The sequence below is a fragment of the Rhodoflexus sp. genome, assembly GCF_053489755.1.
In genome coordinates this window covers 56,597-71,889 of record NZ_JBRCHD010000027.1, presented here as the reverse complement: position 1 = coordinate 71,889, position 15,293 = coordinate 56,597, and the positions used below count along the sequence as shown (strand labels likewise).

Annotated in this window: 12 protein-coding genes and 1 tRNA gene; 5 read left to right on the top strand and 8 right to left on the bottom strand. The window is 47.4% G+C overall.

The window, feature by feature from the left end:
• On the top strand, positions 1 to 540 hold a 540-nt coding region (locus tag ACWIP2_RS06240), incomplete at its 5' end, for a tail fiber domain-containing protein (RefSeq protein ID WP_448519047.1).
• 122 nt (positions 541 to 662) lie between these two features.
• Here ACWIP2_RS06240 and ACWIP2_RS06235 read toward each other — a convergent pair.
• Positions 663 to 734 (bottom strand) — tRNA-Arg (locus tag ACWIP2_RS06235).
• 267 nt (positions 735 to 1,001) lie between these two features.
• Here ACWIP2_RS06235 and rnr point away from each other — a divergent pair.
• Positions 1,002 to 3,191, top strand: a complete 2,190-nt coding sequence (gene rnr, locus ACWIP2_RS06230; protein ID WP_448519046.1) for a ribonuclease R — start codon at positions 1,002 to 1,004, stop codon at positions 3,189 to 3,191.
• On the opposite strand, the gene ACWIP2_RS06225 is transcribed toward rnr, so the two are convergent.
• Positions 3,175 to 3,588 (bottom strand): hypothetical protein, encoded by a 414-nt coding sequence (locus ACWIP2_RS06225; protein WP_448519045.1) that lies wholly within the window; start codon positions 3,586 to 3,588, stop codon positions 3,175 to 3,177. The genes rnr and ACWIP2_RS06225 overlap by 17 nt on opposite strands.
• 136 nt (positions 3,589 to 3,724) lie before the next feature.
• Here ACWIP2_RS06225 and ACWIP2_RS06220 point away from each other — a divergent pair, with 136 nt between their 5' ends.
• Together ACWIP2_RS06220 and ACWIP2_RS06215 are read left to right on the top strand one after the other, a co-directional pair.
• A complete protein-coding gene (locus tag ACWIP2_RS06220; RefSeq protein ID WP_448519044.1) occupies positions 3,725 to 4,999 on the top strand; it encodes a serine hydrolase domain-containing protein in 1,275 nt (424 codons plus the stop codon).
• A gap of 189 nt (positions 5,000 to 5,188) precedes the next feature.
• A complete protein-coding gene (locus ACWIP2_RS06215) occupies positions 5,189 to 8,197 on the top strand; it encodes a WD40/YVTN/BNR-like repeat-containing protein (protein ID WP_448519043.1) in 3,009 nt (1,002 codons plus the stop codon).
• A 109-nt stretch (positions 8,198 to 8,306) separates the two neighbouring features.
• On the opposite strand, the gene ACWIP2_RS06210 is transcribed toward ACWIP2_RS06215, so the two are convergent.
• Positions 8,307 to 8,954 (bottom strand): peroxiredoxin, encoded by a 648-nt coding sequence (locus ACWIP2_RS06210; RefSeq protein WP_448519042.1) that lies wholly within the window; start codon positions 8,952 to 8,954, stop codon positions 8,307 to 8,309.
• Positions 8,955 to 9,095: 141 nt separating this feature from the next.
• Positions 9,096 to 9,950: a DUF2911 domain-containing protein gene (locus tag ACWIP2_RS06205; RefSeq protein ID WP_448519041.1), complete on the bottom strand. Its 855-nt coding sequence runs from the start codon at positions 9,948 to 9,950 to the stop codon at positions 9,096 to 9,098.
• Between the two features lie 326 nt (positions 9,951 to 10,276).
• Between ACWIP2_RS06205 and ACWIP2_RS06200 the strand changes: the two genes are divergently transcribed.
• A complete protein-coding gene (locus ACWIP2_RS06200) occupies positions 10,277 to 12,199 on the top strand; it encodes an ATP-binding protein (RefSeq protein WP_448519040.1) in 1,923 nt (640 codons plus the stop codon).
• On the opposite strand, the gene ACWIP2_RS06195 is transcribed toward ACWIP2_RS06200, so the two are convergent.
• The 4 genes from ACWIP2_RS06195 to ACWIP2_RS06180 all read right to left on the bottom strand — a co-directional run bounded on the left by ACWIP2_RS06195 (position 12,196) and on the right by ACWIP2_RS06180 (position 15,256).
• Positions 12,196 to 13,590: an NADH-quinone oxidoreductase subunit N gene (locus ACWIP2_RS06195; RefSeq protein WP_448519039.1), complete on the bottom strand. Its 1,395-nt coding sequence runs from the start codon at positions 13,588 to 13,590 to the stop codon at positions 12,196 to 12,198. The genes ACWIP2_RS06200 and ACWIP2_RS06195 overlap by 4 nt on opposite strands.
• Before the next feature lie 73 nt (positions 13,591 to 13,663).
• Positions 13,664 to 13,921, bottom strand: a complete 258-nt coding sequence (gene rpsT / locus ACWIP2_RS06190) for a 30S ribosomal protein S20 (protein ID WP_448519038.1) — start codon at positions 13,919 to 13,921, stop codon at positions 13,664 to 13,666.
• Between the two features lie 82 nt (positions 13,922 to 14,003).
• Complete coding sequence (locus ACWIP2_RS06185; RefSeq protein ID WP_448519037.1) at positions 14,004 to 14,732, bottom strand: TerC family protein; 729 nt, start codon at positions 14,730 to 14,732, stop codon at positions 14,004 to 14,006.
• 71 nt (positions 14,733 to 14,803) lie between these two features.
• Positions 14,804 to 15,256, bottom strand: coding sequence for a RidA family protein (locus ACWIP2_RS06180; protein WP_448519036.1), 453 nt, complete (start codon positions 15,254 to 15,256; stop codon positions 14,804 to 14,806).
• Between the last annotated feature and the right edge of the window lie 37 nt (positions 15,257 to 15,293).

Below are 15,293 nucleotides of genomic sequence, written 5' to 3'. Positions count from 1 at the left end.
GGCATTACCGCCTATTCCGACAGGCGTTTGAAAAGCAATATTTCCGAAGATGTGAAAGGTTTAGATTTTATCCTGCGGTTACGCCCTGTAAGCTACAACGAAAATCCTGAAATCTTGCACCAAATCTGGGGAACGCCTGATAGCTTGGTAAAAAAAATAGACCATAGCCAAATTAAAACGACGCGCTTTACAGGGCTGATTGCCCAAGAAGTAGAGCAAGCTATGAAAGAAAGCGGCTACTCAACTTTTACAGGCATAGACATCCCCCACAACGAAAAGGAAGCGTATGCTTTGCGTTATGTAGATTTTATCATGCCGCTCATCAAGTCCGTACAAGAGCAACAAAACCTTATCGAGAAACAACAAGCCTTTATCGAAACGCAACGGAAAGCAATAGAGTCCTTGCAGGCGCAAGTTCAAATCTTAGAAAAATCTAATGAGCAGATGGGAAGCACCTTACAGTCCGAATTGCAGCGCATCAAGGCTGCCCTTGAGCAGATCAGAACTGAAACAAGTCTGCACACGGCAGCGGCGCATTGATGATTAAGACTGTTACGTAAAGAGGCTGTCTAAATATGAGATACAGTCTGACCCTGTGGGTCAGACTGTATGCAAGAGTATCCGTGCAAGTCGGCGCAATCAGCGTTCTGATAAATTTTCAGTGACCCCGACGGGAATCGAACCCATACCAAAAGTTTAGGAAACTTCTATTCTATCCGTTGAACTACGGGGTCATTTGCTATGAGTTGTCCCTAAAACCTACATAAAATGCGAATTTAGACGGATAACAACAGATAAACGCTGTGTTTTTAGTTAATAAAAATCCGTAAAAATCTGCCTAATCAGCCTCTTTCAGCGTTCCAAAGTTTGGGATGACTCATAGTTAGCATGACTTGCGCCAAGCTATTAGGCAAAATTATTTAAAATGCGCTATATTTAAAAGTTAAACACGCGCTCAGCTGTGAATAATAGCAGCCAATGAACCGGCATATTTTTTATTTATGAAGAAGCAAAAACCGAAAGCAAAGAAAAATAAACTCAAAGCGGACAGTTACGACCCGCGCCAGTTGCAACACAGACTTACCGATTTGTTCGAGCGCTCCAAAAACACTACCTACACACTCAAACAGCTATTTAAAAAACTGCATGCCAACGATTTACAAGCGCGCGCGGTCGTAGAAGCAATGGTTGATTTGCTGGTGCGCAAAGAAATTTTGCAGCGCAATGGACAGTTGATCTATCTGACCAAAAAAGGCAGCGTACAGGAAAAAGAAACCCTGACGGGCAGAGTGGATTATGTGAATCCCGAATTTCTGTTTGTTACCAGCGAAGACGGCAGTTTTCCCGACATCCGCGTCAGCCGCCGCCATGCCGGAACAGCCCTTGACGGCGACACAGTGCGCGTACAAATTCATCGCTACAACCAAAGCGACCGCCCCGAAGGCGAGATTGTGGAGGTGATACACAGATTCCGCACCGATTTTGTCGGCGTGATTGAACTTTCGCCGCGCTTTGCCTTTGTCATCCCCGACAAGCGCAAAATGTACCACGACATATTCGTCCGCCTAACCGATACGAAAGGTGCGAAACATGGCGAAAAGGTCGTAGCTGCCATTACAGGATGGGACGAAGCGGGTAAAAATCCTTTCGGTATTGTTACCAAAGTATTGGGCAAAGCGGGCGAACACGAAACGGAAATGCACTCTATCATGGCAGAGTACGAGCTGCCGATGGAATTCCCTGAAGAGGTCATAGCAGAAGCCGAGCAAATCAGCGAAGCTATCACCCCAAAAGAAGTTGCCAAACGGCGCGATTTCAGGGGAGTGCCGACTTTTACGATTGACCCCGAAGATGCGCAGGATTTTGACGACGCTTTGTCGTTTCGCAAATTAGCAAACGGCAACTACGAAGTCGGCGTACACATTGCCGATGTTACGCACTATGTAGTGCCCGGCACATTGGTTGAACGCGAAGCCTACCGCCGCGCTACTTCGGTCTATCTGGTGGACAGGTGCGTGCCGATGCTGCCCGAAAAACTTTCCAACAAACTCTGTTCGCTACGCCCCAACGAAGAAAAACTCACTTTTTCAGCCGTTTTTGAAATCACCGAACGCGGGCGTATTGTTAGCGAATGGTTCGGCAAAACGATTATCTGTTCGCAGCACCGCTTTACCTACGAAGAAGCGCAGCAAGTAATTGAAACCCAAAAAGGCAACTTTGCGGAAGAGATTCTTGCACTTAACAAACTTGCCAAAATATTGCAGCGCAAGCGCGTACAGTCCGGCGCTATTTTGTTTGAGACAACGGAGGTAAAATTCCGCTTAGACGAAAGGAAAAAGCCTATTGAAATTTTCACCAAAGTCCGCAAAGACGCACATAAACTCATTGAAGAGTTCATGCTGCTTGCCAATAAGCAGGTAGCGGAGTTTGTCTATCAGATGCGCAAGGGCAAAGAACGCAATGTTATGGTGTATCGTACACACGACAAACCCGACGAAGAAAAAGTAGAAAACTTTGCCAATTTCGCCAAGCAATTTGGGCACAGCATCAAAACCGGTGATAAAGACCTCGCCAAGTCGCTCAACGAACTTAACTCGCTGGTAGAAGGCAAACCCGAACAAAATGTGCTGCAACATTTGGCTATCCGCGCTATGGCAAAGGCAAAATACACGACCGACCCGCTGCCGCATTTCGGACTGGCGTTTAAACACTATACTCATTTTACCTCGCCCATCAGGCGCTATCCCGATATGATGGCGCACCGCCTGCTGCAACACTATCTGGACGGCGGCGCGCAGGTCAACCGCAATGAGTACGAAGAACGCTGCAAACACAGCAGCGCCATGGAAAAACGCGCTGCCGATGCCGAACGGGCCAGCATTAAATACAAGCAGGTAGAACTCATTCAGGACATGCAACAGGCAGGCAAACTGCGCGGCAAGTTGCTTATGGGCGTAGTTACGGGCGTTACCGAATGGGGCGTGTACGTAGAACTCACCGAAACGCGCTGCGAAGGCATGGTGCGCATGAACGACATCCCCGGCGACTACTATGAGCACGATGCCAAAAATTACTGCGTGGTCGGTAGGCGCTACGGACGCACCATCCGCCTCGGCGACAAAGTACAGGTGCGCCTCAAAGCAACCAACCTTGAAAAGCGCACCATAGATTTCGTCATGGAAGAGTTTTAAAACTTGCAACCGATACCTTGGCGCAAATTAGGTCTTTCACTCTATTAAATTGCGGTATAACTATGCGAGCATAGTTAGTAAATTTTTCTGCCAGCGTCGCACCGGGTTGTGTTTTGGTAACAGAAAAAACGCCGTGCCAAGTAGCTATCGTTCGCTCTTGGGTTTCATAAGTCAGCCAAAGCATCAGTACAAACTGCTCGTTGAGTTGCGAAGGCAGCGGAGCATAGAAGGGTACATCAATGTAACTGTGCTGGGGCAGGCTTGTTTCCTGAGCTACTAATTCCGACTCGCGGCTCAGGCAAAAGTGGCAAAACAGGGGCAAAAACTCGTTTTCTGCCAACTGCTCGCAAGATTTGCAAGGCGTTGACAGTACATCCATTTGTTTGTCAGTCATCATGGTTCAATGTGTACCGAAAAAAAACATGAAAGTAGAAGTGAAAAATCAGGCAGCTATTAAAGTTACGACAATTCGGGCAATGATTGGCATGTTTGCATTACTTTTTTGCTACTGTGTCACAACGAGCTGTTCACATGTGCAATCCTCTGAAAAAAAGGCTGTTACAGACGAAAATACGCTACTAAAACCTGTCGTGCGGATAGTGCCGCCGCCTGCGCTGCAAAACAGCGATTCGGACACCACAACGCTGCGTGTGATGGATAGTCTGATTGAAAAGTTCCGCGCCAAATGGCTCATCGGCGGGCTTTCACTGGCAATCGCCAAAGACGGGCGATTGGTTTACGCCAAAGGTTTCGGGCAAGCCAATCAGGAAAAGGGCGAGGCGATGACCCCGCAGCACCGTTTCCGCGTTGCTAGTGTATCCAAACTGATTACCGCCGCTGCCATCATGCAACTTGCCGAACAGGGCAAACTCAAACTTTCTGACAAAGTATTCGGAGCATCAGGCATTCTTACCGATAGTCTTTATCTGAATGCCAAAGATGCGCGTATCTATCAGATTGAAGTCCGGCACTTGCTGCAACACACCGGCGGCTGGAAGAATGTTTTCCGCGCCGATCCCATGTTTATCACGCTGGAAGTAGCCGCGCACATGCGCCAAAAACCTCCTGCCGATCTGGATCTACTGATTCGCTTCATGCTATCGCAGAAAATGCTGACCGAGCCGGGTACTTTTTTTGACTATTCCAACTTTGGCTATTGCCTGTTGGGACGCGTGATTGAAAAAGTAAGCAGACAAAGCTACGAGCGCTATGTGCAGGAAAATCTACTCGCGCCGCTGGGCATTCGCCATATGCAGATGGGTAAAAATCGCTACGAGGAGCAACTGCCCAACGAAGTTACCTATTACGACCACGAGGGCGCATCGCTCCGCCCGGACATCAGCGGCAGCGGCGCAAAAGTCAGCCGACCCTACGGCGGAACTGACGTGGCGCTGCTGGGAGCAGCAGGCGGCTGGATTGCCTCGCCTGTGGAACTCTTGCGCCTTACGCTTTCATTAGACGGCATGGCATCCGTTCCCGATGTGTTGTCGCAGCAGAGCATCCGCGAAATGAGTTGCAATTCAGGTAATTTTGCCTCAGATACAGCCCGCTGCATTGAAATCGGATGGCGCTATTGCAACCCGCAGGAATGGGTGCGCACAGGCTATTTTGGCGGCACTCATGCAGTCATTTGCCGCCGCAGCGACGGCATCACGTGGGTACTGCTCACCAACCAGAGTTCGTGGCGCGGTCCTTATTTCAGCTTTGAGATACTCCCCGAAATGGAACGCATCCTCTCGGCAGTAAAAGCCTTTCCACACCGCGATTTATTTGAGCGCGAGGTGATACAGCAAGCTGGTGGTAAGTGAAGTCATGTTGTTTGTGGGGACACAAACAACGGCGTTAACAATGGCATTAGGGACACAAATAACGATATCAAAGGTGGTGCGGTAAACAACGAATCTGCCGTGAAAGTTTGCGCATCAGGGCGTGAAAGCGTATTTTACGACTCAATTACAGACATTTACATCATTCTATTGCATTAAAACCACTTTGTGATGACACCTTTTTACCGTAAATCCATTTTGCGCGGTTTGCTGGGCGTTGTGCTGTTCATGGCGGGCTACGCACCTGCAATGGCGCAGCGAAAACCGCAGAACAACGCAACTGCCATGCCTGCGCCGACTTCGGCGACCAAACGCATGGAAGCCTTCAAATTGCGCAACCAGTTGCAGGAAAGTTCCATTGTTGCCAATGTGCCGTTCAAAAATATCGGTCCGACAGTGATGAGCGGGCGCGTAACAGATGTGGACGTTTGCCCGACTGACCCCTCGCAGTTCATGGTTGCCTACGCATCGGGCGGTTTGTGGCATACCACTTCCAACGGAACTCAGATGACCCCTATTTTTGACACGCAAGCCAGTATGACCATCGGTGATATTGCCGTGCGGTGGCAAGGCACAACGCCTGCTCATATCTGGGTAGGTACAGGAGAAAACAATTCCAGCCGCTCTTCCTATGCCGGAACAGGCATCTATAAAAGCGCTGACGGCGGCAAAACATGGGAACACTTAGGGCTAGAAGAAACCCAACACATCGGGCGCATCATCTTGCACCCCACCGACCCTAATACCGTTTGGGTAGCCGCCTTAGGGCATCTGTATTCGCCCAATCCTGAACGAGGCGTTTACAAAACTACCGACGGTGGCAAAACTTGGCAAAAAACCCTGTTTACAGACAACAACACCGGCGCAATTGATTTGGCAATAGATCCCACTAATCCGCAAATACTCTACGCCGCTATGTGGGAGCGCAGTCGTCAGGCATGGAATTTCAAAGGTTCGGGCAAGGGTTCGGGCATCTACAAAAGCCTCGACGGCGGCGCTAACTGGGTTAAGCTCAATGTTGATGGCAGCGGCTTTCCCAATACCGAAGGCACAGGGCGCATCGGGTTAGATGTTTTTGCAGGCAATCCAAACATCATTTATGCTGTTTTAGACAATCAGGACAGCCGCCCTGCCGAAAAACCGACCGGCAAAGAAGTCATCAAACCTTTCGCTTTCCGCACCATGACGGCGGAAGAATTTGCCAAACTGCCCGACGAAGACCTGCAAGCCTACTTTGAACGCTACGGCATCCCTGCCAAATACACGCCCAAGTCGGTTAAGCAAGACATCGCCGATAAGAAATACCCCGTAAAAGCGCTGGCAGATTTTATCAATGCCAACGACGATTTGTTTGAAATTGAAGTGAAAGGCGCAGAGGTTTATCGCTCCGACGACGGCGGCAAAACATGGCGCAAAACGCACGACAAACCATTAGACGGGCTTGTGTTTACCTACGGCTATTATTTCAGCCAAATTCGCATAGACAGCAAAAATCCCGACAAAGTTTACACGATGGGCGTGCCTTTAATTAAGTCGGAAGACGGCGGCAAAACATGGAGGGCTATAAATACCGACAACGTTCACGCCGACCACCACGCACTCTGGCTGAACCCCAATCGCCCTGGTCATATGATTTTGGGCAACGACGGCGGCATCAACATCACCTATAACGACGGCCAAACCTGGCACAAGCTCAATACCGTTCCCGTAGGTCAGTTCTACGCTGTCAATGTGGATATGGCGCAGCCTTTCAACGTCTATGGCGGCTTGCAAGACAACGGCGTTTGGTATGGACCAAGTAACTACCGCCAAAGTTTTGACTGGCATGATACCGGGCGCTACCCCTATCAAATGATTATGGGCGGCGATGGCATGCAGGTAGAAATTGACACCCGCGACAACGCGACCATTTACACAGGCTACCAGTTTGGCAACTATTTCCGCATCAATACCAAAACAAACGAGCGGAAGTTCATCACGCCGCGCCACGATTTGGGCGAAACGCCATATCGTTGGAATTGGCAAACGCCTATTCACCTCTCGCGCCACAATCAGGATATTCTCTACATGGGTTCGCATCGCTTCCATCGTTCGTTAGACAAAGGGGAAACCATGCAAACGCTCTCCGGCGACCTGACCGCAGGCGGCATCAAAGGCAACGTGCCTTATGGCACGCTGACTACAATTGATGAGTCGCCGCGCCGCTTCGGACTCATTTACGTCGGTTCGGACGATGGTTTAATTCATATTTCCAAAGATGGCGGCTATACATGGACGCGCATTTCGGACAAACTGCCGCAAAAACTCTGGGTGAGCCGCGTCATTGCCTCGCACCATGCCGAAGGGCGCGTATTTGCCTCGCTCAACGGCTACCGCTACGACCACTTTGACGCTTACCTGTACGTTTCTGACGATTACGGACAGAACTGGACGCGTATCGGCGCAAATCTGCCTGCCGAACCTATCAATGTAGTACGCGAAGACCCCGTCAACGACCAAATATTGTACGTAGGCACAGATAACGGCTTGTATATTTCATTCGACCGCGGCGTATCGTTTGCCGCTATGCACAACGGGCTGCCTGCCGTTGCCGTTCACGATTTGCGCATTCACCCTCGCGATAAGCAATTGGTAGTAGGCACACATGGACGCTCTATTTTTGTAGCCGACGTGCAACACATTCAACAACTCAACCGAGAGCTGATAGTCAAGCCGTTGCATCTGTTCCCCATACAGCCGATTACGGTCTCAGAAACATGGGGACGGCTGCGCAACTTTGCCGAGCCGATAACTCCTGAGCGGTCAATTGTGTTTTATCTGAACTATACTATTAAAAATGCTACCAATAGCAACATTCGCATTTTATCGGCGGGCGGCGTGTTATTGCACGAAATCAATGATGAAAGCGAAGCGGGCATCAACATAGTAAACTATGACCTCTCCATCCAAGAACAAGCGGTCGCCGAATTGCAAAAAGAGATGCAGACAAGCGCAAAAGACGGTAAAGAAATAAAAATTAATGCAGCGGGCAATGGGAAATACTACCTGCCCGTAGGTGAATACACTGTGGAAATCCGCGCGGGGGAGGCGGTAGAAAAGCAAACGCTGAAAGTAGAAGCTCCACGCGGGGGCAGCGGTCGTCGCAGCGAGCCTGTTGCAGAAGCCCACGAAGAGGATTAGTAATTATCTGTAGAATTTACGAGAAATTATGGCGCACTTTGCAGTTAGTTATTACTGCAAAGTGCGCCAATTTTTATACGGAGAATCCCGAAGTAAAATCCCTTTCAGATCACAGCGGTGTTTTTGCTAAGTACCAGTCTACCATTTCCAAATCGCTGGCTTTTCTGGCTGCTAACTCTTCGAGGGTTTTAGGCGCAGGAACAATGACCTTATCGCCAGGCTGCCAGTCCAGAGGGCAGGCTACTTTGTTTACAGTGGCTGTTTGCAGAGCTACTAAAGCGCGTTTGATCTCCTCCATATTGCGCCCGATATTGAGCGGATAGTACATAATCAGCCTGATAATCCCCTCCGGATCAATGAAAAATACAGCCCGAACGGCTGCTGTTTCACTTTCGCCGGGTTGCAACATGCCGTATAGTTTCGATACGCTCATGTCAATATCTGCCACAATCGGGAACTCAAAAAGAACGCCTGTTTTCTCATGTACAGCGTTTACCCAAGCTATATGTGCGTGGATGCTGTCTATACTAAGCCCTATGAGGAGGGTATTCCTATCGGCAAAAAATGCTTTTTCCTTAGCAAAGCCCATCATTTCAGTAGTGCAGACAGGCGTAAAATCGGCAGGATGTGAGAAAAATACTACCCACTTGCCCTTGTTATAGTCAGAAAATTTGATTTTGCCGAGTGTAGTAAGGGCTTCAAAGTCCGGCGCCTTATCACCGATGCGTGGCATAGCATATACTTGTTGGTTTTCCATCTGTTGGTTGTTTAAATTTTGAACAAATGTAAAGATTAACTTACTAGCAAATTGCTACTTTGGTTACAGAACATGATCTAGCAGGTAACTTTTACAAAAAAAGTCATCCCGAAAGACTCGGAATGACTTCAATCTGTTCGCTTACTTTCCTTTCTTGGCTTCAGCAATCAGCTTTTCGTTTAGGCGAACGTAGTCGCTGTTGTTAGCTTCTTTTGCCATCGCCAATGAGCGCTCGGCAGTGGCAATTGCTTCTTTGAACTTACCGAGTTTGTACTCAATTTTTGCTTTCAGGTGTACTGTCCAGAACAGTGGATTCATATCCACCGACTTGCTGATTAGATCGTAGGCTTGTACTACATCCTTATCGTTGTCATAAAGGTAGCTTGCAATCTGAAAAAACAATCCTGCATCTCTCTTAGGGTCTAATGCACGTTGAATTTGTGCCATTACTTTGCTGTCCACTTCTGTTTGGATAGGGAAACGCACGGCAGTTCTGTCCCACATGATTTCTACCACTGCACTGTTTGTCTTTACGTCGGCAAAGTTGATTGTAAAAGACTCAACAGGAGTGGGCAGTGTTTCGGGTTTGACCTCAAAACGCACGGCATCTTCTTCTGCTTTGTAGCTGCCTGTGCTTGCATTCGCATTCTTGTTGAAGATCACTACCCAGCTGTTTTGTCCGGGGATAGTAAACAAAGAATAATCGCCCTTAGGCAATGTCTTCCCACCAATCATCACCTCGTCGGTAAAGGTAAATCTTGTGGCAGCATTTGCGCCTGTGCGCCACAAAGCACCATAAGGAACCAGATCACCAAAGATCGTGCGTCCTTTCACTAATGGGCGGGAGTAAGCTACAGTGACCTCTCCTAAACCCAATGTCTGCGTAATTTTTGCAGCAGGGCTTGGCTGAGGGATATTTAACTGGGCCTTTGCAGACACAACAGCAGCGATCGCCATGATTGTCAATACAAAATGCTTTATACTTAAGTTGGTCATTGCACAAATGTTTAAGTGTGATTCAGCACTCAAAATTATGCTAATCAAATGGCTTTTCGCATAGCTGCACATGCTTTTATCATTGCTTTCGATTAGACTGGTTTCTTTTTTTGATGTTTTTTTGCTCGTCTTGTTTCATTCTTTTTTGATAATTTTCGCTCCATTCCTTCTCCTTCATGTAATGTGCACTTTGAGAGCGCTTCTGTTTGCAGCCTGCTGCACCCAATAGCAGAATTAGCAGCCCAAGAACAATTTTTGTGGCATAGTTTGCGTTCATAATAGTGATGATTTAGTCGGATCATTCAGATGCTAAAATATTTCCCATCATGCTTAGCAACCTCTCGATCAAATATAAAATTACACTCAACACATTGCTGGTCAGTACAGGGGCGCTATTAGTTGCTCTTAGTGTACTTTTTGTATTTGATCTGTTTACCGAAGAGGAAGAAATGTTGCAACATTTGCGGCAAACGGCAAAGCAACTGCATGAACAAAACAGAGATTTCGTTCGTTATAGAACAATTTCCCGTGTAGAGCGCAATATTCGTGCCGCACTACGGGTAGAACATGCGATCCAAGTGGCAGCTATCTACACCGCAGAAGGTGAACTCTTCTATCCTTACTATCGCAAGCCGGGAATGTCAAATGAGCTACTCAGGCTACCCGAAGGCATGGAATTAAGATTGAGTCTGCTGAATAACTCGCTGGAAGTACACCTGCATTTTTTCAATAGCGAAGGGATCAAGGAAGGCGAAGTTTACTTAAGATCAGAGCTTACACCACTTGTCAGCCGCGCTAAATACTACAGCTATGCCTTTTTGATTACTTTTATTCTGGCTTTAGGGCTGTCTTTGCTGCTGTCAACTTTATTGCAGGAAACAATTGTCCGCCCGATTCTGTCGCTTGCAGAAATGACGCGGCAAATTTCCAAAAACCACGACTATACGCAGTTTGCACCCAATTTGCAGCATCGCACAGACGAGATAGGTGTTTTGCTGGATAATTTCAATGAAATGCTTGCCCGCATCAAGCAGCAAAACGATGCCTTATTGCTTGCCAAAGAACAGGCAGAAAACTCATCGAAAGCTAAGGAGCAGTTTTTGGCAAACATGAGCCATGAAATACGAACACCGATGAACGCAGTTATCGGCATGACCGATTTGCTGCTGGACACACGTCTGACACCTGTTCAGCGAGAATATCTGGAAATCATCCGCACTTCGTCAGAAGATTTACTTGTGATTATCAATGATATACTGGATCTGTCTAAGATTGCATCGGGCAAGATGACATTTGAGAAGCGACCGATCCGTCTGCGCGAGATGATACAAAACTTAGTTGTTTTGCAAAAGCCTAAAACAAGTGCTAAGAACCTGAGTGTTAATATTGCTATTGACGACAACATACCTACTGTTGTTATCGGCGATCCTGTACGGCTCAATCAAATATTGGTTAATCTTTTCAGCAATGCAATAAAATTTACCGAACAAGGCAGTGTAACGATTGGTGTCACAATGTTGGAAGACGGTGAAGATAAGGTTTACTTAGCTCTCTTCGTACAGGACACAGGTATTGGTATCCCCGAAGAAATGCACCAGCGCATTTTTGAAACGTTCACGCAAGCCAGTAGCGATACTACCAGAAAATATGGCGGTACAGGACTTGGGCTATCTATTTCCAAGCAATTAGTAGAACTACAAGGTGGACAAATGTACTTACAGAGCAAACCCGGTGTAGGAAGTAAATTTTATTTCCATATGGGCTTTGACAAAGCTGTAGCAACCGCACCTTCCAATACACAGTTGCCACAGCCTTCGGGTACACCGATGGAATCTGAACGGGCCGCGCTTGCACACATCTTGCTTGCGGAAGACAATGAATTCAATCAAGTGCTTGTAACAGCCTTACTCAAAAAGTGGGGGATGGAAACCACTGTAGTAAACAATGGCAGGCTGGCAATTGACGAAATCAGCCGCAACAACTACGACTTAGTGTTGATGGATGTACGAATGCCCGAAGTTGATGGCTACCAAGCCGCGCAGCACATCCGAAAAATGGCCGATAGCCAAAAAGCCAATATTCCGATTATTGCTATGACGGCTTCTGTACTCAAAGGAGAAACTGAGCGTTGCTTAGCCGCAGGCATGAACGACTTTATTGCGAAGCCTTTCGAAAAAGCACTGCTGCGCAAAAAAATCATGCAATATTTGCCACAGGACAATTGCGATTCGAAAAGCAAAATCGCTTAGTTCCAGAACAAGAGAGCCAATACGGCCGCTGAAAGTGAAAGCAGCCACGCACTTTGCACAACCGTCAGCGGCGAAGGTGTGCTTTCCCCCTGCCTGAAAAATAATTGAAACGGCAATTTAAAATAGAAGTACACCGATACTACTGTTGCAGCAAGTCCTGTAATCAATAATATCAGCAGCAGTGAGTGTTGCAGTTGCTGCCATTGCTGCCAAAGTGTAGAAAAGACCAATAGTTTAGCAGCAAATCCTGCTGTGGGCGGCAGCCCGATTAAGCCTGCCATCGCAATTGTCATCGCGATACCTGCCAGCGGGGTCATCGCCCCCTTGCCTGCAAATGCGCTGATTTCCATACTATTTGTGGTATTTTCTACCCATGCCATTACCCCAAAAGCCAGAAAATTGAGCACTAAATATACCCACAGGTAATAATTCAACGCTTCGGGCGCTGAGGCTATGATTGCCATGAGTAAAAAACCCGCCTGTGCAATCGCCGAATAAGCCATCAGGCGGCGCATATTAGTCTGCCACAGAGCAGCCAACGTACCAATAATCAAGGTAACAATAGCAGCGATAACGAGTACCGAAGTTGCCACTTGCAGGTTGGAGATACCTGCCGCTAGCAATAGCAAGGCCGCCAGTGCACCTATCTTAGGCACAACGGCAAAAAATGCAGCAACAGGCAGCGGCGCACCCTCAAATACATCCGGTGTCCAGATGTGAAACGGTGTAGTAGAAGTCTTGAAAAGCAGCCCCGTCAAAATGAGCAGAAACACCAGCGCCACCCCCCATTCGGGCAGGGTTTGCCCCGTTGGCTGCCCCCAGAACAGGCTGCCGCCTATGCTCCACCATAGCGAAATGCCGTAGAGCATCAGCGCACTTGAAAAAATACCAAACAGGATATATTTCACACCTGCCTCAGCTGTTTTCTTACCTGAAATGAAAAATACCAGCCCGTAGCTGCAAATAGAAACAGTTTCAAGCGCCATGAACAGCATCAGCAGATTTTGCGCACGAACCATCAATAGTAAGCCCAGTAACGCGCCCAGCAGTAGGATGTAGTACTCTGTCTTGGTGTTTTTTTCAGAAAATTTTTCAGGAAAAATCTGACCTAAAAGCACTGCCAGCAGCGTTCCGGAGGTAAGTAATAAGTGAAACTGCCGCGCAAGGGGGCTTTCGAGCAGCATATCGGCGAAGAGTGTACGTGTTGCTTCGACAGGCAGCATGTACAACGCCGCCAAAAGCAGTACCAAGCCCAAAACGGACAGGCTCGCGGCTAACTTTCTGCCGTTTCTAACAACGATCTCAGCAATCAAAAGCAGCACAATCAGCCCCGATACAGCAAGTTCGGGCCATAGCAACTGCAAATCGCGAATGATATTTTCAGGTAACATTTGTACGAGCTACAAACACAAAAGCCACCTCAAAAGGTGGCTCAATGAATACTTTCAAATGTGGAAAGGCTAATTAAGAAGCCATTGCAGCAACAAACTTGGTCAATTTAGACTTGTTGTTGGCAGCTTTTTTCCAGTGAATAATGTTCTTGCGAGCCAGACGATCCAGCTTAGAATATACGACTTTCAACAGTGCCTGAGCTTCTTCTTTGTTGCGCAAAGAGCGCAATTTTTTGATCAGTGTGCGAGTTGTTTTATGCTGATAGCGATTGCGCGCGCGCTTAGCCTCGTTAGAGCGAATTCTTTTTAATGCCGACTTATGATTTGCCATTGCTCAATAATATATTTATTGTCAGAAACGGTTTGTTGCAATTTTAATGAGGACTGCAAAATTAGAAGTAGTTTGCTTATTATCAAAACTTTGCGCCGCTTTTTTTCCGAAGGCGAATATTGAGCAACTCTACGATGAATGAATATGCCATTGCAAAGTATATGTAGCCCTTTGGGAAGTGAAAGTCTAATCCTTCGGCAACAAGCAGAATCCCAATCATAATTAGAAAGGAAAGCGCAAGCATTTTGACTGTTGGGTGGCGCTCTACGTAGTCGCTGATTTGATTAACAAAGGCAACCATTACACCAATGGAAATAATGATGGCAATTGCCATGATGATAATTTCCTTTACCAAGCCGATGGCAGTCAGGATGGAATCAAAAGAGAAAACGATGTCCACAAAAACAATCTGCGCCATTACGAGCATGAAGCCTGCTGTGATTTTACTTTTCAATTCATCCTCCGTTTTGCCTGCGTGTTCCATTTTGGCGTGAATCTCTGAGGTGCTTTTGGCAATCAGGAAAAGACCGCCCGCCATCAGGATAAGATCTTTGCCACTAAACCCCATATCCATGACAGTAAACAGGTCGGCATTCAGTCCGATGATCCACTGCACGATCAGCAGCAGCAGGAGCCGCACTACCAGCGCAGAGAAAAGCCCTATTTTTCTACCCAAAGACTGTCGCGAAGGTGGTAAACGCGAAGCAATAATGGAAATGAAAATTACATTATCAATGCCCAAAACAATTTCAAGCGCAGTCAGCGTAAGTAAGCTGATAAGTCCTTCAGAGGTAAAAAGTACGTCAAACATGGTTGTTTGGATAAAAACGCAGCAATTTACAGGAAGTATCAGACAATGCAGAAATATGCGAGCATCTGTTGTTATTTGATAACTGCAATCGCCTCAATTTCAATGAGTACTTCGGGGTCGTAGAGCGCCTCTACCCCCAAAAGTGTGCTTGCAGGCGGCTGCTCCATATTGAGGTAGCTGCGGCGGATTTCGCGGAGACGATTGCGGCGCTCTACATTCAGCCCGACTACGAAGGTGTTCATTTTGATTACATCTGAAAAACTTGCTCCTGCGGCTTTCAGCGCTGTTTGCAGGTTTTCAAATACCTGCCTGACCTGCGCGTCAAAGTCATTTTTGCCGACTAACTGCCCGGCGGCATCGGTAGGCACTTGCCCCGAAAGGTAGATCATCGTTCCGCCGCTCACCTTCACTACGTGCGTATAGCCGGGTGGCTTTGGCCAGCCCTCAGGATTAATAAATTCTACCTGCGCCTGTGCAAAACTGCCTGCCAGAGCGAATAATAATGTACAGATGAGTTTTTTCATGGTTAATTATGTGGTTTTACCGCAAAGAAAGAATATT